At 66.5% G+C, this 19,885-nt stretch carries 18 protein-coding genes and 1 pseudogene; 7 read left to right on the forward strand and 12 right to left on the reverse strand.

Annotated features, from left to right (window positions below; translation table 11 throughout):
• Positions 1-2: 2 nt before the first annotated feature.
• From EYF70_RS24180 to EYF70_RS24190, 3 genes are all read right to left on the reverse strand, one after another.
• Positions 3-731, reverse strand: a complete 729-nt coding sequence (locus tag EYF70_RS24180) for a hypothetical protein (RefSeq protein WP_131147675.1) — start codon at positions 729-731, stop codon at positions 3-5.
• A complete protein-coding gene (locus tag EYF70_RS24185) occupies positions 728-1,900 on the reverse strand; it encodes a sialidase family protein (RefSeq protein ID WP_131147676.1) in 1,173 nt (390 codons plus the stop codon). The genes EYF70_RS24180 and EYF70_RS24185 overlap by 4 nt, the downstream gene beginning before the upstream one ends.
• A 259-nt stretch (positions 1,901-2,159) precedes the next feature.
• Positions 2,160-3,062: a LysR family transcriptional regulator gene (locus EYF70_RS24190; RefSeq protein WP_131147677.1), complete on the reverse strand. Its 903-nt coding sequence runs from the start codon at positions 3,060-3,062 to the stop codon at positions 2,160-2,162.
• Between the two features lie 109 nt (positions 3,063-3,171).
• Between EYF70_RS24190 and EYF70_RS24195 the strand changes: the two genes are divergently transcribed.
• On the forward strand, positions 3,172-4,410 hold the full coding sequence (locus EYF70_RS24195) for an SGNH/GDSL hydrolase family protein (protein ID WP_131147678.1): 1,239 nt from the start codon (positions 3,172-3,174) through the stop codon (positions 4,408-4,410).
• 45 nt (positions 4,411-4,455) lie between these two features.
• On the opposite strand, the gene dxs is transcribed toward EYF70_RS24195, so the two are convergent.
• From dxs to EYF70_RS24210, 3 genes are read right to left on the reverse strand one after another with little or no spacing between them, the layout of a single operon-like run.
• Positions 4,456-6,327, reverse strand: a complete 1,872-nt coding sequence (gene dxs / locus EYF70_RS24200) for a 1-deoxy-D-xylulose-5-phosphate synthase (protein WP_131147679.1) — start codon at positions 6,325-6,327, stop codon at positions 4,456-4,458.
• Complete coding sequence (locus tag EYF70_RS24205) at positions 6,328-7,233, reverse strand: polyprenyl synthetase family protein (protein ID WP_131147680.1); 906 nt, start codon at positions 7,231-7,233, stop codon at positions 6,328-6,330. It abuts the gene before it with no gap.
• The gene (locus EYF70_RS24210; protein WP_131147681.1) at positions 7,230-7,496 is read right to left on the reverse strand and encodes an exodeoxyribonuclease VII small subunit; all 267 of its coding nucleotides are present in this window, start codon (positions 7,494-7,496) and stop codon (positions 7,230-7,232) included. Before EYF70_RS24210 ends, EYF70_RS24205 begins: the two co-directional genes overlap by 4 nt.
• Before the next feature lie 308 nt (positions 7,497-7,804).
• Between EYF70_RS24210 and EYF70_RS24215 the strand changes: the two genes are divergently transcribed.
• From EYF70_RS24215 to EYF70_RS32025, 6 genes and pseudogenes are all read left to right on the forward strand, one after another.
• Positions 7,805-8,905, forward strand: coding sequence for an aromatic ring-hydroxylating oxygenase subunit alpha (locus EYF70_RS24215; protein ID WP_131147682.1), 1,101 nt, complete (start codon positions 7,805-7,807; stop codon positions 8,903-8,905).
• A gap of 74 nt (positions 8,906-8,979) precedes the next feature.
• Positions 8,980-9,903, forward strand: coding sequence for a DMT family transporter (locus tag EYF70_RS24220; protein ID WP_131147683.1), 924 nt, complete (start codon positions 8,980-8,982; stop codon positions 9,901-9,903).
• 9 nt (positions 9,904-9,912) lie between these two features.
• Positions 9,913-10,767 (forward strand): sulfurtransferase, encoded by an 855-nt coding sequence (locus EYF70_RS24225; RefSeq protein WP_131147684.1) that lies wholly within the window; start codon positions 9,913-9,915, stop codon positions 10,765-10,767.
• Between the two features lie 51 nt (positions 10,768-10,818).
• On the forward strand, positions 10,819-11,037 hold the full coding sequence (locus EYF70_RS24230) for a hypothetical protein (RefSeq protein WP_131147685.1): 219 nt from the start codon (positions 10,819-10,821) through the stop codon (positions 11,035-11,037).
• Entirely contained in the window at positions 11,030-11,716 is a 687-nt protein-coding gene (locus EYF70_RS24235; protein ID WP_131147686.1) for a nucleotidyl transferase AbiEii/AbiGii toxin family protein, read from the forward strand. Before EYF70_RS24230 ends, EYF70_RS24235 begins: the two co-directional genes overlap by 8 nt.
• A 15-nt stretch (positions 11,717-11,731) precedes the next feature.
• Positions 11,732-11,872 (forward strand): annotated as a pseudogene (locus EYF70_RS32025) (sulfurtransferase); the annotation flags it as partial.
• Positions 11,873-11,893: 21 nt separating this feature from the next.
• Here the strand turns inward: EYF70_RS32025 and EYF70_RS24245 are convergent.
• From EYF70_RS24245 to EYF70_RS24270, 6 genes are all read right to left on the reverse strand, one after another.
• Positions 11,894-13,579, reverse strand: coding sequence for a subtype B tannase (locus EYF70_RS24245; protein WP_131147687.1), 1,686 nt, complete (start codon positions 13,577-13,579; stop codon positions 11,894-11,896).
• 399 nt (positions 13,580-13,978) lie between these two features.
• The gene (locus EYF70_RS24250; protein WP_131147688.1) at positions 13,979-15,688 is read right to left on the reverse strand and encodes an ABC-F family ATP-binding cassette domain-containing protein; all 1,710 of its coding nucleotides are present in this window, start codon (positions 15,686-15,688) and stop codon (positions 13,979-13,981) included.
• A 266-nt stretch (positions 15,689-15,954) separates the two neighbouring features.
• Entirely contained in the window at positions 15,955-16,755 is an 801-nt protein-coding gene (locus EYF70_RS24255; RefSeq protein ID WP_131147689.1) for a UCP032817 domain-containing protein, read from the reverse strand.
• Positions 16,756-16,890: 135 nt separating this feature from the next.
• The gene (locus tag EYF70_RS24260) at positions 16,891-17,691 is read right to left on the reverse strand and encodes a UCP032817 domain-containing protein (RefSeq protein ID WP_131147690.1); all 801 of its coding nucleotides are present in this window, start codon (positions 17,689-17,691) and stop codon (positions 16,891-16,893) included.
• Positions 17,692-17,831: 140 nt separating this feature from the next.
• On the reverse strand, positions 17,832-18,587 hold the full coding sequence (locus tag EYF70_RS24265; protein ID WP_131147691.1) for a ZIP family metal transporter: 756 nt from the start codon (positions 18,585-18,587) through the stop codon (positions 17,832-17,834).
• 189 nt (positions 18,588-18,776) lie between these two features.
• Positions 18,777-19,652, reverse strand: coding sequence for a dienelactone hydrolase family protein (locus EYF70_RS24270; protein WP_131147692.1), 876 nt, complete (start codon positions 19,650-19,652; stop codon positions 18,777-18,779).
• Positions 19,653-19,885 lie beyond the last annotated feature (233 nt).

A 19,885-nucleotide genomic window follows, 5' to 3' on the forward strand; every position in this document is an offset into this window, starting at 1 on the left:
TATTACTCCCTTAGCGTTTGAAGTTGTTCGATGCCGGCCGCGCCCGCGGGCACCGGCTCGGCCGCCAGCAGCGGGGCTGGCTGCGGCGGCTGCAGCGGCGGCAATGGTGGCTGGACGGCCGGCACGCGCGCTCCCGCGGCCTGGCGCACGCCGGCGGCCACGGCCGAACCCAGCGCCCACATCCACAGCAGCGGATCGAGCAGCGCGTCCCACAGGTTCCCCGTCGGCAGCCGCAGCAGCGCGTACAGCAGCAGGCCGGCCAGCAGGGCCAGCGCCGGCTGCAGCGCATGGCCGCGCCAGATCGCATACGCGCAAGCGGCGATCGCCACGATGCCCAGCAGCGGCGCGCCCACCGCGCCAAAGCCGCCATGGTACAGGCCCAGCGCCAGCACGCCAAAGGTATCCAGGTACAACGCCGCGCCGCCCAGCGCCAGCGGCAACGCCATCGCCAGCGGCAGCACCATGCGGGGCGCGCTGCCCTGCCGCCGCCGCTCCAGAGCCACCAGGCTGAGGCCGACCAGCAGGCCGCTCGGGTACTGGAAGGCCAGGGTCAGCCACCAGGATGGCGACCAGGTGCCGGGCAGCGCGCTCAGTACCACCAGGCCGGCGGCCACCACGCGCCAGTGGCGGCGGGCCAGCTGCGGCACGCAGGCCGTCAGCAGGGCCACCAGCACCAGTGCCCACGCCACGTGTCCGTAGACGATCTGCAGGGCGAGATCGGGCAAGGTCATAACGGCTCCTTTCCAGGGGTGATGCGCAGCAGGTGATGGGCGATCGCCTGCCGCTGATGGGTGTACGTGATGTGCAGCTGGTCACCCACCTGCTGCATGGTCGGGTAGGAAAACTCGTCGCCCGGCTTGCCGCTGACGATGTCCGCCAGCGGGCGCCAGGTGCGCGCATCCGTCGACAGCGCCAGCGACAGCACGTTGCGGTCCGATCCGCCCGCCGCCACGTGGTTGTACAGCATCAGGAAATTGCCGCTGGACAGGCGCAACGCGGCCAGCGACGTGCTCTGGTTCGACAGCTGCGACGGCGCCAGGTCTTCCCAGCTGTTGCCGCCATCGCGGCTCAGCGCCTGCTGCACGCGCTGGCCTTCGCCGGCATCGCGCATCCAGGCCCGCACCTCGGTGGCCGAGACGGGCACGATGGCCGGCTGCAGCGACGAGGTGCCGCTGCCGATGCGGCCGATGCGGCGCGGTTCGCCGCCGGCGTCGAACGACATCAGCATCGGGTACTTGTTGCCGATCTCGAAATAGACGGGCAGCCACCAGCCGCCATCGGCCAAGGGCACCGCCGACGTGCGCACCAGCGTGCTCGTGTTGAACAGCGGCGACAGCGGCAGCACGCGGCGCACCGTGAAGGTCGCGCCATCGTCGCGCGAGTGCATCTGGACGATGCGCGAGGCCGCCCAGCCGCCCAGGCCGGTGGCCACCACGTACAGGTGCACCGTGCCGTCGGGCGCGGTCCAGGCCACCGGGTTGCCGATGCGGCGTACGCCGAAGCCGAGCGCCTTGCCCAGCGATTCGCGGCTGGCCACCACCCAGTTATTGCTCCAGGTGCCGTTCGACCAGCGCGACGCGTAGACCTTCACATCCGGCCCGCTCTCGCGGCTGCCGGCCCACCAGAACGACAGCAGGTCGCCGCGTGGCAGTGCCGCCAGGGCGCTGGCATGCGCGGACGGCACGCCGGCCGGCATCGGGATGATCGAGCGGCTGACTTCGTTGATGGTGATGGGGGTCGGTGCGGTGACCGTGGTGCCGGCGACGGCGGGCTGCTCGGCCCGCTGTACACCGCCGGACCAGCGCAGTGCTTCCGCGGCGGCGGCACTCGCCAGCGCAATGATGCAGGCCAGCGCGACCAGCTTGCCGGTGCGCCGGACAGGTGGGCGTCCTGCTCCCATTCCGTCTCCGAAAAAGATGGACATGAGAACTGTTGACGTGTTTCCCTGCCCAGCATGAATACCGGCTTGTGCGCTTTGATCCGCGACAAGCTTCGACTTGGATTTTCGCCATGCGTTTTGCGCGGACGAAAGCCGGTATCCTACAGGAAAAACTAACGGAGGGGGTAAGTCAGCCGCTTGCCCGCCCGGGTAATTGTCATGCAGCGGGTGTTTGTTAAAGAGACGGAAATATTTCCATTGCCACTCTCGCCATACCGCGTCAGGCCACGCCGTCGAACCCGGGAAGTGCCGGCAGGCGCGCGCCGAGGAAGTCGATCAGGGCGCGCGCCCGCGCGCTGCGGTGGCGCCCGGCCAGCAGGTGCACTTCCTGCGGTGTGCCATGCCAGCCCGGCAACACAGGCTGCAGCGTGCCGGCGTCCAGCAGGTCGCCCACCAGCCATGCCGGGCACAGCCCGATGCCGGCGCCCTGCGCGAGGCTGTCGCGGATCGCCAGCGCATGGTTCACCCGATAGCGGCTTTTCACCGTCACCGCCACGCTGCGGCTGCCATCGTGCAGCGTGACCACGTCGCCGGCCGGCAGCCAGGCAAAGCGCACCTGCTCATGTTGCGCAAGCTGGTCCGGCGTCCGCGGCGGCGCATGGCGCGCCAGGTATGCCGGCGCCGCCACCAGCAGCCGCGCCGATACCGCGACCTTGCGCGCCACCATGTCGCCCGGCAGATCGCCGCCCAGCCGCACGGCCACGTCGACACCCTCTTCCACCAGATCGACCATCCGGTCGTTCAAGATCAGTTCCAGTTCAATGGCCGGATGCAGTGCCAGGAATTCCAGCACCAGCGCGTTGAGACGGAACTGCCCCAGCGCCACCGGGGCGCTGACACGCAGCAGCCCGCGCAGGGCCGCGCCGCCGCCACGCGCCTCCGTGACAGCGGCATCGAACTCGGCCAGCAAGCCGCGGGCCCGCTCATGGAAGCGCCGCCCCTCGGCGGTCGGCGCCAGGCTGGTGGTCGACCGCTCCAGCAACCGCGCACCGACCTCGCGCTCCAGTGCCGCGATGACCTTGCTGACGGTCGGTTGCGTGGTGCCCTCCTCGCGCGCCACGGCGGACAGGCTGCCCAGCTCCACGGCGCGAACGAAAAATTGCAGCGAGCGGATCGTATCCATGGCTTCCCCCATTCCAGTCTGGAATGAATGATAGTCGATCCTGCCTCCTACCCAGCGTGGATGGAATGACCGAGCATGAGCTCTCCCTATCCATCGACCAGGAGCCATCATGTTCACCATCCGAACCTTCAGCGCAATCCTTTTTGCCGCCGCACTGGCCATGCCCGCCTACGCCGCGTCAGACTGGCAGGCCAGCTGGTACGCGGCGCCACAGCCGGCCTGGGACGCTACCTTCGCCCTGCCGACCAATGTGCCGGCCAGCGTTGCCGGCAGCACGGTGCGCGAGGTGCTGCGGCTTTCCACCGGCGGCGGCAGCGTGCGCGTGGTGCTGTCGAATCGCTATGGCACGGTGCCGCTGGCCGTTGGCGCGGTGCGCATTGCCCGCACGGCGAGTGAGCCCGGCGCCACGTCCGCCATCGACACCGCCAGCAACCGGGCACTGACTTTTGCCGGCAGCACGGAGTTCACGATCCCGCCAGGCGGCACGGCAACCAGCGATCCTCTCGCGTTCCCGGTCGTGCCACTGGAACGCCTGACCATATCGACCTGGTTCCCCGGCCCGGCACCACTGGCGACCTTCCACTGGGGCGCCCAGCAAACCGGCTACCTCGCCGCCGGCAATGCCACGGCGGCCGCAACGCTGGACACAGCGCAGCGCTTGCAAGGCCGCGCCTTTCTCGCCGCCGTCCACGTCGCCGGACAGGGCAGGACCATCGTGGCGCTGGGCGATTCGATCACCGATGGCAATGGCTCGACACCGGACCGGCACCGCCGCTGGCCGGACCTGCTGGCCGAACGGCTTGCACCGCAAGGCATCGCCGTCGCCAATGCCGGGATTTCCGGCGCGCGGCTGCTGTCGTCGAAGATGGGCGTGAAGGCGATCGAACGGTTCGACGCGGACGTGCTGGAGCAGCCCGGCGTGACGGCCGTCGTAGTGCTGCTGGGGACAAACGATATCGGCTGGCCCGGCACCCCGTTCGCGCCGCAAGACGCGCCGATGACGGCGGAGCGGCTGGTCGACGGCTACCGCGCGCTGATCGCCCGCGCCCATGCACGCGGCGTCCGGATCATCGGCGGCACGCTGCCGCCATTCCGGGATGCGCTGCCCGGCACGCCGTTCGAGGGGTACTGGACGCCGGCCAAGGACGCGCTGCGCCGCGAAGTCAACGCCTGGATCCGGACCAGTGGCGAGTTCGACGCGGTGGCCGATTTCGATGCCGTGCTGCGCGATCCGGCCGATCCGTCACGGCTACATGCGGAATACGATTCGGGCGACCACCTGCATCCGGGCGATGCGGGCTTCGCGGCGATGGCGCGGGCCGTGCCGGCCCTTCCGCGCACACAATGAAAAACGGCGCCGAGGGCGCCGTTTTTCATGCCGCCGGCATAGCCCTCAGCCGTTGTTGACCACCAGCCGCGGTTCGCCGCCGAAGAAGCGGGTCTTGATCGATCTGGCGATACCGTCGGCATCCAGGCCCACGCTGGCCAGCAGCTTGGCCGGGTCGCCGTGGTCGATGAACTGGTCGGGCAGGCCGAGGATCAGCAGCGGCTTGGCGATGCCCGCTTCGGCCAGCGCCTCGGCCACGGCGGCGCCGGCGCCACCCATCGTGCAGCCCTCTTCCACCGTGACCAGGTAGTCGTGCGACGCGGCCAGTTCCTTCACCAGCTCCACGTCCAGCGGTTTCACGAAGCGCATGTTGGCCACCGTGGCGTTGATGCCGTCGGCCGCCTTGAGCGACGGCGCCACCATCGCGCCGAACGCCATGATCGCCACGCGTTCGCCCTGGCGGCGCAGTTCGCCCTTGCCCAGGTCGATGGTGGTCAGTTCCGGTGCAATGGCCGCGCCGATGCCGGCACCGCGCGGGTAGCGCACGGCGGCCGGGCCGGGATACTGGTAGGCGGTGGTCAGCATCTGGCGGCATTCGTTCTCGTCCGATGCGGCCATCACCACCATGTTCGGGATGCAGCGCAGGTAGGCCAGGTCGTAATTGCCGGCGTGCGTGGCGCCATCGGCGCCCACCAGGCCGGCGCGGTCCAGCGCGAACGTCACGTCCAGGTTCTGCAGCGCCACGTCGTGGATCAATTGGTCGTAGGCACGCTGCAGGAAGGTCGAATAGATCGCCACCACCGGCTTCATGCCTTCGCAGGCCAGGCCGCCGGCGAAGGTGACGGAGTGCTGTTCGGCGATGCCCACGTCGAAGTAGCGCTTCGGATATTCGGCATGGAAGCGCACCATGCCCGAGCCTTCGCGCATCGCCGGCGTGATGCCGACCAGGCGCTCGTCCTGCGCCGCCATGTCGCACAGCCAGTTGCCGAACACTTCGGTGTACGTCATCTTGGCCGGCGCCGTGGCGGGCTTGATGCCTTCGGCCGGGTTGAACTTGCCGGTGCCGTGGTACAGGATCGGTTCCGCCTCGGCCAGCTTGTAGCCCTGCCCTTTTTTCGTGACCACGTGGAGGAACTGCGGGCCCTTCAGGTTGCGGATGTTCTGCAGCGTGGGGATCAGCGAATCGAGGTCGTGGCCATCGATCGGGCCGATGTAGTTGAAGCCGAACTCCTCGAACATGGTGGCCGGTACCACCATGCCCTTGGCATGTTCTTCCAGCTTCTTCGCCAGCTCCAGCATCGGCGCCGGCAGCACCGACTTGCCGACGTTCTTCGCGGCCGCGTAGAACTGGCCGGACATCAGCCGCGCCAGGTAGCGGTTCAGCGCACCCACCGGCGGCGAGATCGACATGTCGTTGTCGTTCAGGATCACCAGCAGGTTGCAGTCTTCTTCCACGCCGGCGTTGTTCAGCGCCTCGAACGCCATGCCGGCCGTCATCGAGCCGTCGCCAATCACGGCGATCGCGTGGCGCTGTTCGCCCTTGATCTTGGCGGCCAGCGCCATGCCCAGCGCGGCGGAGATCGACGTGGACGAGTGGGCGGTGCCGAACGTGTCGTATTCGCTTTCCACGCGGCGCGGGAAACCGGAGATGCCGTCGAGCTGGCGCAGCGTGTGGAACTGGTCGCGCCGGCCCGTGAGGATCTTGTGCGTGTAGGTCTGGTGGCCCACGTCCCACACGATGCGGTCGTGCGGCGTGTTGAAGACGTAATGCAATGCCACGGTCAGTTCGACGGTACCGAGATTGGACGACAGGTGGCCGCCCGTCTTCGACACGGAATCGAGCAGGAAGCTGCGCAGTTCGTTGGCCAGCGGTGCCAGCTGGTGGCGCGGCAGCTTGCGCAAGTCGGCCGGGTTGTTGATGGTTTGAAGCAGGTTCATTTATGCCTTCCGCTGCACGATCAGGTCCGCGAGTTCGCGCAGGCGCTGTGCGCCGTCGCCAAAGGCGCCGAGCGCCGCGTGGGCGTCGCGCCGCAATTGTTCGGCCAGGGCGACGGATTCGTCGAGCCCGAGGATCGAGACGTAGGTGGGTTTGTTGTCGGCGGCATCCTTGCCGGCCGTCTTGCCGAGGGTCGCCGAATCGGCGGTGGCGTCGAGCACGTCGTCGACGACCTGGAAGGCCAGGCCGATCGCGCGGCTGTACGCATGCAGTGCTTCCAGTTCGGTCGCCGACAGGTCCTTGCCGGCCAGCGCGCCCAGCACCACGGAGGCACGCAGCAGCGCGCCCGTCTTCAGCTGGTGCATGCGCTCCAGTTGTTCCAGCGTCAGTGCCAGGCCCACGCTGTCCAGGTCGATCGCCTGGCCGCCGCACATGCCGGCCGAACCCGCCGCGTCGGCCAGCAGCCGCACCATGGCCAGCAGGCGCGCCGGCGGAATGCCCTCGGCACCGGCCAGCACCGTGAACGCCCGCGATTGCAGCGCATCGCCGACCAGCAGCGCGGTCGCTTCATCGTAGGCCACGTGTACCGTGGGTTTGCCGCGGCGCAGGTCGTCGTCGTCCATGCACGGCATGTCGTCGTGCACCAGCGAATACGCATGGATCATTTCCACGGCCGCCGCCGCACGCGACAGCGCCGGCGCATCGGCACCGAACAGGGCACCGGCAGCGTAGACGAGCAGCGGGCGCACGCGCTTGCCGCCGCCCAGCAATGCATAGCGCATTGCTTCGTGCAGTTTCGCGGGTTCGGCGGTGTCGGCCGGTAAATACGCGGACATGTCCGCTTCCATGCCTTGCTGGATGCCACGCATCCAGTCCTGGAACGTGACGGCGTCGGGTGCGAACGTCATTGCCCGCCCTCGTCGCTGTCGGCGAAGGGCTTGAGCATGTCGCCTTCCAGGATTTTCACCTGTGATTCCACTTTTTCCAGCTGGGCGGCGCAGTATTTCACCAGTTCCGAACCGCGTGCGTAGGCCGCGACCGACGCCTCCAGCGGCAGTTGGCCGGATTCCATCTGCGTGACGAGCTGCGCCAGCTCGGCCATCGCCTCTTCGAAGGAGGCAGGCGCGGGGGCGGGCGCGGCATTCTCACCGCTGTTAATTTTATTGACCATGTCTTGATTTTGACTCAGTGCTGGAGTTTAGCCCGTTATTTTAGAACAAAGTGTCCCGCACGGTCCAAAATGACAACCCGGCCGGGCGTGCCATGTTGCAATTGCGGCCAGGGCGGCACCCCTGTTTGGCGAAAGGGAGCACAATGCCGGTCGCATCGGGGGTGAAACGAAGATTTATCGGCAGTATCACGCCGTTCACGCTATAATCTCCGGTTCTGTCCGAAACACCCGTTCTCATACTCTGAATTCAGGTCTTTGCGGATTCTGTCTCTTCTTGGTTTGCAGTACTTTAATTAAGGGGGGTTGGGATGTCCGATCTGGGTACCCACGCCAGGCTGGCGCGCTCGCACGCGCAACTTCCGGTCCACGTCTACTTTGACGAAGCGCTACTGCAGCGTGAAATGCAGCAATTGTTTCAGAACGGCCCACGCTACGTGGGCCATGAACTGATGGTGCCGAACATCGGCGACTTCACCACGCTCGCCTCGGAGAACGAGGGGCGCATGCTGGTCCGCAATGCCCAGGGTATCGAACTGCTGTCGAACGTCTGCCGGCACCGCCAGGCACTGATGTTCAACGGGCGCGGCAATGCCAACACGATCGTCTGTCCCCTGCACCGCTGGACCTACGACCTGAAGGGCGAACTGATCGGCGCACCGCATTTCCCCGAGACGCCGTGCCTGAACCTGCCCAAGGCGCCGCTGCAAAGCTGGAACGGCCTGTTGTTCGAGCAGAACGGCTACAACGTGATGGACAAGCTAAAGGACATGTCCGTCACGAAGGACCTGGACTTCACCGGCTACATGCTCGATCACGTGGAAGTGCACCACTGCGACTACAACTGGAAGACCTTCATCGAGGTCTACCTCGAGGATTACCACGTGGAGCCGTTCCACCCCGGCCTGGGCGGCTTTGTTTCCTGCGACGACCTGCGCTGGGAATTCGGCGCCGATTACTCGGTGCAGACGGTGGGCGTGAACCGCGGCCTGAAGAAATCCGGTTCGGACGTCTACCAGCGCTGGCATGAACAGGTGCTCAAGTTCCGCAACGGCGAAGCACCGCCGTTCGGCGCGATCTGGCTGACGCTGTATCCGAACATCATGGTCGAGTGGTATCCGCACGTGCTGGTGGTGTCGACCCTGTGGCCGGAAGGCCCGAACCGCACGAAGAACGTGGTGGAGTTCTACTACCCCGAAGAGATCGTGCTGTTCGAGCGCGAGTTCGTGGACGCGGAACGCGCCGCCTACATGGAGACGGCCGTCGAGGATGACGAGATCGCGCTGCGCATGGATGCCGGCCGCAAGATCCTGCTGGACCGGGGCACCACGGACGCGGGGCCGTACCAGAGCCCGATGGAAGACGGCATGCAGCACTTCCACGAATGGTACCGAAGTAAAATCGCCGTATAAATAAAACGATAACGAGGGGACAGATCCGGATCGCAACGGACTGTCCCCTCGATCATTTGAACAGAAGGAATGCAATGCAATCGCTGTGGATGTTGTTCGCCAGTTTTCTGTTCGCCGCCATGGGCGTGTGCGTGAAGCTGGCCTCGGATATGTTCTCCACCTCGGAGATCGTGATGTACCGCGGCATCGTGGGCGTGACCGTGCTGCTGGTGCTGATCCGCCTGCAGGGCGGCACATTGAAGACGCGTTTCGCGATGGGCCACCTGTGGCGCAGCGTGGTGGGCGTGATCTCCCTGTGGCTGTGGTTCTACTCGATCGCCAAGCTGCCGCTGGCCACGGCGATGACCCTGAACTACCTGTCGCCGATCTGGATCGCCGTGTGGCTGTTCGCGCATTGCTGGTGGCAGGCGAAGAACCAGGTGGCATGGCCGCTGCTGGTGGCGGTGGGCATGAGCTTTGTCGGCGTCGTGCTGCTGCTGCAGCCGGCGTTCCAGTCGGACCAGCTGGTGTACGCGCTGATCGCGATTTTCTCGTCGATCCTCACGGCGGTGGCCTACATGCAGGTGCGCAAGCTGGGCCTGGCCGGCGAGCCGGAAAACCGCGTGGTGTTCTATTTCGCCGTGTCGAACGTGGTGGCCGGCCTGCTCGGCACCGTGGCCGAAGCGGGTGGCGGCCCGGTCGTGTTCCACTCGCTGAACAGCGAATATGGTTTCCTGCTGCTGCTCGGCATCGGCCTGTTCGCCACCGCCGCGCAGATATCGATGACGCGCGCCTACCGCCTCGGCAACACGCTGGTGGTCGCCAACCTGCAATACACCGGCATCGTGTTTTCCAGTATCTGGGGCGTGCTCGTGTTTGCCGACTCGTTCGACTGGCACAGCTGGCTGGGCATCGGCATCATCCTCGCCTCCGGCAGCGCCGCCACGTTCTACAATACCCGGAACACCGAGCGCGGCAAGGCCGTTGCTTCGACCGACCCTATCGCCAGCGAAGTTTGAGGAGCCCCCATGCACACTACCCTGATCGACGCCGCCACCCTGGCCCTCCATGCCGCCGACCCGAAATGGGTCATCCTGGATTGCCGCCACGATTTGCTGAACCCGGCCTTCGGCCGCGAAGCGTTTGCCGCCGGCCACATCCCGGGCGCGCAATTCGCCAGCATCGACGATGACCTGTCCGGCCCGAAGACCGGCACCGGCAGCACCTTCCTCGGCCGGCATCCGCTGCCGGAGCGCGCGGCGCTGGTCCAGGCGCTGCGCCGCTTCGGCATCGACGACGACAGCCAGGTGGTGGCTTACGATGCCCAGGGCGGCATGTATGCCGCGCGGCTGTGGTGGCTGCTGCGCTGGATCGGCCATCAAGCGGTGGCCGTGCTCGATGGCGGCTTGCCGGCATGGCAGGCCGCGGGCCAGCCCGTGACGGCCGAACCGGCGCCGCAACGGAGCGCCGGCGGCATCGCCGAGCGGCCGTCGCTGACGCGCACGGTGTCGGTGGACGACGTGGTGGCCAACCTGGGCACGCAGGACTTCACCGTGGTCGATGCCCGCGCCAGCGACCGCTTCCGCGGCGAGAATGAAACCATCGATCCGGTCGGCGGCCACATCCCCGGCGCGAAGAACCGCTTCTTCAAGGACAACCTGGGGGCCGACGGCAAGTTCAAGCCGGCCGCGCAGCTGAAGGAAGACTTCGCGCCGCTGTTTGCCTCCCCTGCCGCCGCCGTGATGCAGTGCGGCTCCGGCGTGACCGCCTGCCACAACCTGCTGGCGCTGGAAGTGGCCGGCCTGCCGGGTGCCGCGCTGTACCCCGGCTCGTGGTCGGAGTGGTGCGCGGCGCCCGAGCGGCCGGTGGCGACCGGGGCGTGACGGAAAACGGGCGGTTGTTGACTTTCATCCACGACGATCCATAATCATTTCATGAAGACGCCGCCCGCCACGTTGAAGATCGGCCAATATCCCCAACTCGCGCTCATCGCCTGGAGCAGGCGGGCTGATGACATCATCACGGCCAGCGAGGCCTTCGAACTCTACGAAAGCAACTGGCGCTTCATCGAGCAGGAAAGCCTGGACGACGATGAACGGGAATTGATCGAAGTGTTGACCGCAACCTGCGGTAACGGACTGATGAATGTTTAAACGCGACCATCACAACCGGATCCTGAAACTGCTGTCATGCCTCGATACAGCCTTCCTGTCCAGGAATCACTGCTATTTCGGTGGAGGTACCGCCATCGTACTGGAGCTGGGTGAATACAGGGAGTCGGTCGATATCGACTTCCTCTGCGCATCGCAGGACGGTTATCGCGAGCTGCGAAATACGATCGATAACGTCTCACTGGGCGAGATTTTCGCCCGGCCGGTCGAGTTGGCCCGGGAAGTACGTGCCGACCGTTACGGTATCCGCACATTTCTCAGGATCGATGATGTGCCGGTGAAGTTCGAAATCGTCAGCGAAGGCCGGATCCATATCGATGGCGCGATCAATCCGGAGACTGGCGTGCCGACACTTTCGCGTGCCGATATGTATGCGGAAAAACTGCTCGCGAATGCCGATCGCTATCGTGACAAGGCGGTGGCAAGCCGGGACATCATCGACCTGGCAATGATGATCGGGAACTGGGGCCAAGTGCCCGAGGCGGCCTGGAGCAAGGTGCGCAAGGCCTATGGCAACTCGGCCGACCGCGCATTCGAGGAGGCTGTCGTCATGGTCAGCGACCGCGCTTATCTTGACCAATGCCTGGCAAAGATGCATATGGCACGGGAGCTTGCAGAGCAGATTCCGGCAGTGCTGCGCAGCGAATCATCTTCTCGATGAGGTAGTGCGTCACGTCTGCAATGCGGCTCCGGCATGACGGCCTGCCACAACCTGCTGGCGCTCGAAGTGGCCGGCCTGCCGGGTGCCGCGCTGCACCCGGGCTCGTGGGCGGAGTGGTGCGCGGCGCCCGAGCGGCCGGTGGCGACCGGGGCCTGAGTCCAACGGCGAGCCAGGCGCCTACAGGCCCTTTGCCGCGGCGGCCTTCAGCGCCTGCGCGATCCACGCCATCGCTTCCGGCACATCGTAGTTGCCGGCGTGCGGCTGGTTCCACGCCAGCCGGTAGTTCACTTCCTGCACGTTCGGGTCGGCCTGCAATGCACGCGCGAGGTTGATCGACACGGTGAATGCCGTGTCGCGGTCGCGCGTACCGTGCCGCACGTACCAGTAAGGCGCCGTGTCGGCGCCGCTGCTGCCGCCCGTGCCGATGTAGGCCATCGGATTGACCAGCTTCACCTGCGTCATGATGGGCGTCGCCGCCAGGCTGAAATGCCGGCTGCCGGTGATGCCGGTATCGTCGTAGCCGATGCCGTCGCCGTGCGCGTCGTTGTTGTCCCAGCCGTACTCGGTGAAGTTGCTGTACTTCTGGCTGTCCGTGCCGAACAGGTTCGATTCGCCGCTGGCGGCGGTGACCGACATGCCGGTCTGGTCGAACGCCGGCGCCGCCTTCAGCGTGGCTTGCGTGGCCACGAACTTCAGGTATTTCTCCATGTCGAGCGACACCACTTTCCTGGCGCCGTTGTCGACATCGAGCCAGTCGTTGATATAGGACTTCGCGGCGCCGGCGCTGGTGTAGGGCATCGCCTCGCCCAGGTCGGGGATGGTGCCGCCGGCCGCCATGTAGACCTCGGCCGAGCGGATCACTTCCTGGCGTATCTGGTCCATCATGTTGTCGGCCGTCAGGGCCGCGCCGTCGCTATTGGCCAGCTTCAGGCCCTGCTGGTAGGCGGAAAATTTCGCCGCCAGCTGCGCACTGCCCGACGGGTTCGGATTGCGCCCCACCGCGGCACGCGTGCCGAACGCGGTGTACAGCCATTCATAGTGCAGGTCGGCGTTGCCCAGGTCCGTGATCGGGCAATACGCATTGATGGCCAGGACATCGTCGCGCAGCGTGCTCTGGCCGCTGGCGTCGATGCCGGCTGCGCCCACCGAAGCCAGGTAAGGCAGGTAGTCGGCGCTGTTGCCGGATGCGCCGATGATCGACGACAGCGCGCCGCCGCCGCTGGTGCCGTTCACCACGATGCGGCTCGCGCTGCCGGGCATGCGCGCATCGTTCAGGCGAAGGTAGCGGATCGCCGCCTTGGCGTCGACCACGGGCGCAGGTGCCTTGCCGGGCCAGCTGCCGTCGGCCGCTGCCACGCCGCGGCTGCGCGTGGCCACGTCGATGAACACGTAGCCCGCCTTCAGCGCCGCGCCCACATGGCTGGTGGCGCTGTCGAAGCTGGCGCCATCGGCCACGCTGGCCCTGATATAGCTGGCAAACCAGCCGCTGTTGTTGACGGCGAAGTACAGCGCCGTATCGTTGCTGGCCGCCGCGCTTTCCGGCACGAAGATGTTCATGCTCTGGTAGCCGCATGCCGTGTTGGCGATCGTGGTGCTGCTGCCGTTGAGGGCCGTCTGCGTGGCCGCCATCGCCACCGGCTTCGCCACGTAGCACACCTCCCTGTACCAGCGCACCGGCACCTGCGCGCCATCGATGGTGACGTTGATGGTGGTGTACTTCGCGCTGTCGAAAACCAGCGCGCTGTCGGAAACGCCGACGGCCGCCGCCGCGTTACTGTCGTTGCCGGAGCCGCAGGCGGCCAGCGCCAGCAGCAGCGATGCGCCGAGCGCGCAAGCCTTCAGTGTCGTGTTTTTTTGATGCATGGAGTCTCCTGGTTGTGAATGGTGGACGAACGCGGGCACACGCCGCCGGAGTGCGGAGAGGCGGAGTGCAAGACGAGAACGGTGAATCGGGAAAGCCGCGGGCAGGTGGCGCGGCACGCGCGCACCTGCTAGGCCGGCGGCGGGATCGAAGCGATGTGGTGGGACTGCGGTGTCATGATTGTCTCCTCGCGGCGGCCGGGCGGGGGCAGGTTCAGCGCAGGCATCGCGCTGCTGCGGGGGCCCGGCAATGTCGAGGAAAGTATAGGTGGGCCACGCGGGGCCGGGAGTGCGTTTCGCTGCTTGAAGCGTGCTTTTTACTTATCGGGTGGCGCGTGCCGGGCCGCCTTCGTCGGCCCGGCGGCACTGCGTCCGCCACCCGTCAAACAACGTCCAGCCAGCTCACAACCCGAGTGCCCGCGCCAGCGCCGCCATCTCTTCTCGCCAGCGCTGCTGGCTGGCCGGTTTCTGGTGGCGCGGCTTGCGGGCCAGGTCTTCGGCCAGCAAGGCCTCGAGTTCGCACAGCCGTTCCAGCAGGCTGTCCGCATCGGTTGCCGGCGCGCGGGCGACGGCGGCCACCGGCGCTGCGGCGGTAGCGGAAGGCGCCGCGCCCAGCCGCGCGAACGCATCGGCCGCATCCTGCCACTGCTCCAGCCGCCCTTCGTGCACCACCCAGTAGCGGTTGCAGCACCGTTCGATCAGCTCGCGGTCGTGCGACACCAGCAGGCAGCCGCCCTCGAACGCCTTCAACGCCTCGGCCAGTTCCAGCTTGCCGTCGATGTCCAGGTGATTGGTCGGCTCGTCCAGCATCAGCAGGTAGTGGCTGGCCAGCGACAGGCCCAGGAACAGCAGGCGCGCACGCTCGCCGCCGGACAGCGTGTCGACCTGCTGGCCGTGCCGCGCATAGGGAAAGCCAGCCTTCACGAGCGCCTGGCGGAACACAATGTCGCTGCGGGCGCCCTCCGGCGCGAACGGATACAGCGCATCGGCCAGCGTGGCGTCGCCGGCCAGCTGGCGCAGGCCCTGGTCGTAGTAGCCGATGTCGGCGACGGGATGCAGCCGCAGGCCGGGCACGTCGGCCTGCTGCCGGTACGCCGCCCAGCACAGCCGCAGCAGCGACGACTTGCCGGCACCGTTCGCGCCGAGCAGCGCCACGCGCTCGCCGGCGCGGATCACGCCATGCGGCGCGTGGAACAGCGGCGCCATGCCGGGCGCGGGGCTGACCGGCACATCGTCCAGCGCCAGCAGCGCATCGGCGGCCAGTGCCCTGCCCCGCAACGCCAGCTTCCACGGTGCCCCCTGGGTGACGAACGACTGCTCTTCCTTCAACCGGTCGACGCGCCGCTGCATGGTCTTGGCCTTGCGTGCCAGGTCTTCGTTATCGTAGGTCCTGCCCCAGATGGCCAGGCGCTTGCTGCTGGCGGCCAGCCGGTCGATTTCCTTTTGCTCGGCGGCGTGGCGCGCGGCCGCGGCGCCGTCCTGTTCGGCCAGCGCGGCACGCGCCGCGCCGCATGGCAGGTCGAAGTGATACAGCCGGCGGTCGCGCAGGATCCAGCTTTTGTCGGTGGCGTTGTCCAGCAATCGGGCATCGTGCGATACCAGCACGAACGCGCCGCGCCAGCCGGCCAGGAAGCGTTCCAGCCACAGCAGCGACGGCAGGTCGAGGTGGTTGCTCGGCTCGTCGAGCAGCAGCACGTTGGGCTCGTGCAGCAGCGCGCGGCCCAGCAGCAGGCGCGTGTGCTGGCCGCCGGACAGCGTGTCCACCGCTTGCGCGGCAGTGGCGGCCAGGCCCAGTTCATCGAGCAGCGTATCGACCCGCCACGGGCTGCCGGGTGCGGCTTGCGCCAGCACGCCGCGCACCGTGAGCCCGGCCAGTCCATCGGGCAGGTGCTGTTCGACATGCTGGAGGCGGCAGGCGCGCGCGATGTGGATCGTGCCGGCTGCCGGTTCGGCGCTGCCGGACAACAGGCCGAGCAGCGTGCTCTTGCCGCAGCCGTTATGGCCGAGCAGGCCGATACGGTCGCCGGCGTGGAGCGTAAGGGAAAGGTCGTGGAACAGCGAACCGTGGTTCGTTTCCAGGGAGAGGGATTGGGCGGTGATCAGGGTCGTCATGGCAATTGTCTTTTGTAGGGACGTGAACAGTCCCGTTAGCAAAAGCGCCAACGACAACGGATGAGCCGGGAGCCGACTCGAAAGATGGGTGCTGGGTGTGCTCCGGCCCGGTTATCGCGGCGCGATCAAAAGGCAAGAGCCGGCAGTTGTGCCAAACATGCGCGCGCCCGGCAGGACGCACGACAGATGATGCTGCATATTTACCTCCTTTCTGGTCTGGTCGAGCAAGTTGTAAAAAGATTATAGCGAAACGGATTGAAACCGCGTCAGTCGCCGCCGCAGCCGCCGCCGCAACTGCTGCCGCAACCGCTGCCATCGCTGCCGCCGGAGTCGCTGCCGCCGGAGTCGCCGCTGCCAAAGTCGCAGGCCAGGTCGAAGTCCACGCCGCTGCCGGCAGTCCCCCCATTGCTCGCCGTCGAGCAGGCATGCACCCACCGGTCGTACTCGCCCTGTGCGATCAGGCCGGCGGCAAGGAGGAAGTCCGGCTCCGTTGCGGGATGCACACGGGTACGTTGCGATGGCCGTCCATGGGGGTCCATATGCGACAGGACCATCCGGCTGCCCCGCACCTGCCAGGCATGGCCGTGCGGCATGCCCAGCGCGCGATCGGTGGCAAACAGGCGCGGCACCCTGGGGCCAGCCAGGTCGAGGCCGTCCAGCGTACGCGCCGTGACCAGCGTCATGGCGATCGGCAGTGCCATGCCGCCGGACATGTCGACCGCTTCGACATGGGGAATGCGCTGGCCGAAGTGGCGCTCGCAGAATGCGTCCAGCGAGGCGGGCGAATAGCTCAGCCAGGCGTGCCAGACCGAGTCCGCGGCCCTGGAAGGCAAGGCGCATGGGCGGTTGCTGCGCCGGACGCACTCGAAGAGATCCAGCAGCGCGTTCGCGGCACGGAGGTAGAAAAAGGGATGGCGAGGGATGCCATTGAATTCGAAGTGCGCCGTGCGCGCCCAGTGTTCGTAGAGTTCCGGGGGAATGTCGCGCAGGGCCTTGCGGTGGCGCGACGTGAGGCGCAACCAGGTGGTCCGCGCAACGTCGAAAGTTCCCGGATGATGGTTCATCATGTGGTACCTCCCCGATTGTTGTCCTTATTGTTGCCGTTATTGTTGAAGTCACGCCCGCTGCGTGTCCTGAAGGGGCCGTGGCGCGCGTCCCGTGAGGCCTTATCGGCGTCGACCCGCGCTGGGCCGGCCTGCAATTCAGTCACCACCGCCACCTCCGCAGCCACCGCCGCAACCGCTGCCGCAGCTTCCGCCGCAACTGCTGCCGCAACTGCTGCCATCGTCGCAGCCTGCGCGGTCCCCCGCCGCGCCGCCGGTCGGGCCGTCGCCCGGGCGATAGTCGCCGCCCCATCGGTAAAGCTTGCGGAACCGTTCGTAATCGGTGCGCGAGATCAGGCCGGCGGCGAGCAGGGATGACGGATCCGTGGCGCGGAGCGGGCCAGCTGGCCGCGCCTGCCCCCGCGCGTCGATCTGCCCCCAGGTCATCTGGGCACCGTGATAGTCATAGGCGAAGCCGCCAGGCATGCGCAGCGCACGATCCGTGCGGAACAAGCGCGGCACATTGGGGCCGGCAAGGGCCAGTCCGTCCCGCCTGCGCACCTCGACAAGGGTGCGTGCAATCGCCCTCGCCATGCCACCGCTCATCCCGGCTGCTTCCACATGGGGGATGCGGGTGCGGAAATGCCGTTCGCAAAAATCGTCCAGCGAGGCCGGAGCGTAGCGCAGCCACGCGTGCCAGACCGAGTCCGCCGCTTTCGACGGCAATCCGCAAGGCCGGGAAGTGCTCGCGACACAGTCGAAGAACGTCAGCAGCGCCTCGGCCGCACGGGCGTAAAAAAAGGCATCCCGAGGGATGCCTTTGAATTCGAGGTGCGCCGTGCGCGACCAGTAATCGTAGAGTTCCGGGGGCATGTCGCCCAACATTTCCCGGTGCGGCGACATGAGGCGAAGACGTTTGGCGCGCGCGGTTTTCAGGGTTCGTGACAGGGTGTCCAGCATGTATCGACCTCCTTCGTTGTTGTTTTTGTTGAAGTCATGCTGGCACAGTCTTGTGACAGGAATGTGACAGGGAATGTGGCAGGGAATGTGGCAGGGAATGTGACATGGGATGTGACGCGCGATGCATCCTGCCGTGCCGCTTACCCGTGCCGCCCCGCTGTCAGGAACAGCACGATGCACACGCCCAGCGCGATCAGGATCACCTGGGGCACGGTTTCCTTCATCGTCGCGCGGCGCTGCATTTGCGGCATGAGGTCGCCCACGGCGATGTAGAGGAAGCCGGACGATGCGAACACCAGCACGTAGGGAATCAGGTCGCTGGCGCGGTCGAGCGTGAAGTAGCCCAGCAGGCCGCCGGCCACCGACAGCAGGCTGCACAGCAGGTTGTAGAAATAGGCCCGCGCGCGCGAAAAGCCGGCATTGAGCAGCACGATGAAGTCGCCGATCTCCTGCGGGATTTCATGCGCGATGATGGCCACGGCGGCAACGATGCCCAGGTGCGGGTCGGCCAGGAAGGCGGCGGCGATCAGGATGCCGTCCGTGAAGTTGTGCATGCCGTCGCCGACCAGGATCATCCAGCCGGCGCGGCCGGCTTCGTGCTTGTCGTGGCCATGCGCGTGGTGGTGGCCGTCGCCCTCGTGGTGGTGCGAATGGCGCAGGATCGCCAGCTTTTCCAGCATGAAGAATGTCAGCAGGCCGGCCAGCAGCGTGGCGAACAGCGTGCGCGGGTCGGCGTGCGACTCGAAGGCTTCCGGCAGCGCATGCAGCAGCGACGTGGACAGCATGATGCCGACCGACAGGCTGACCATCCGTTCGACGACCCGCGACAGCAGCGTAAACGAAAACAGTGCCGCCGCCGAGATGCTGGCAACGCCGGCAAGCGTGGTGGCCAGCAGAATGGAAATGAGTACCGGATCGATTTTGGAGCCTCTCGTGCGCTTTACAGCGCGCGTTGCTCCGGGGTCCGGGCAGCGCGCAAACCGGACATTTTACCGTCCAGCTCGCGCTTCTGCTGAAAATACAGTATCAATAAGAGGACAACGAGAGAAAAACCGGAGAAAACCCGGACGAAAAACAGCCCGGAATCAGGCCACGCCGTGCTGCTTGAACCAGTCCAGCGCGCGTTTCCAGCCATCCTTCGCATCCGCTTCCACGTAGCTGGGGCGGTAGTCGGCATGGAAGGCGTGGCCGGAATTGTCATAGATGACGAACGTGGAACCGGATTTTCCCTTGGCCAGTTCGGTTTTCATCTTTTCCACCGATTCCAGCGGAATGCCGGTGTCCTTGGCGCCGTACAGGCCCAGCACCGGCGTCTTCAGCGCGGCAGCCACGTCGACAGGATGCTTGGGCGTATTGGGAGTGGCTTCCCCTAGTAACCTCCCGTACCAGGCCACCCCGGCCTTGACGGCCGGGTTGTGCACGGCATACAGCCACGTGATGCGGCCGCCCCAGCAAAAGCCCGTGATGCCCAGCTTGTCCGCCGCGCCGCCGTTCTGGCCGGCCCACGCCACGATCGCGTCGAGGTCCTTGAACACCTGGATGTCCGGCGTCTTGCTGATGATGTTCTTCTGCAGGTCGGCGATCGAGGCTTCCTTCTGCGGATCGCCCTGGCGCGCGAACAGGTTCGGCGCCAGCGCCAGGTAGCCCTGCTTGGCGAAACGGCGCGCCACGTCGGCGATGTGTTCGTGGACGCCGAAGATTTCCGAGATCACCAGGATCACCGGCAAGCCGGTCTTGCCCGCGGGCTGGGCACGATAGACCGGCACCGGGTAGCCGTCGACGGTGACGTTCACGGTGCCGGCGGTCAGGCCGTCGCTATCGGTCTTCACCACGGTCTCGGCGCTGACGGGCAGCACGGCGGCGGCGAACCCCGTGCCGAGCGCCGCCTTCAGCAGGTCGCGGCGGCTGATGCCTTCCGCTTCGCCGATCAGGCTGGCGGCATCGTTGTGCAGGTCATTCATGGATTCTCCAGGAGGTGGTTTGTCGGAAATTGAAACACAATGGTAGTGAAAAGCCAACTATTAATGGAAACCGGTGTCTGACGCTAATGCCGTTAAGTTAAGCGATACTTGATATACGAAAGCGCATGCATTCACCCCAACAGCGAAGGGCTGGGGTCAGACCCGGCGGGTCTGACCCCGGAATTTGCACTTGGGGTGGCTTATCTGAGCGGCATTACTGCCTGGCGCCATTT

This window comes from Pseudoduganella albidiflava (genome assembly GCF_004322755.1).
In the GTDB taxonomy this organism is placed as follows: Bacteria; Pseudomonadota; Gammaproteobacteria; order Burkholderiales; family Burkholderiaceae_D; genus Rugamonas; species Rugamonas albidiflava.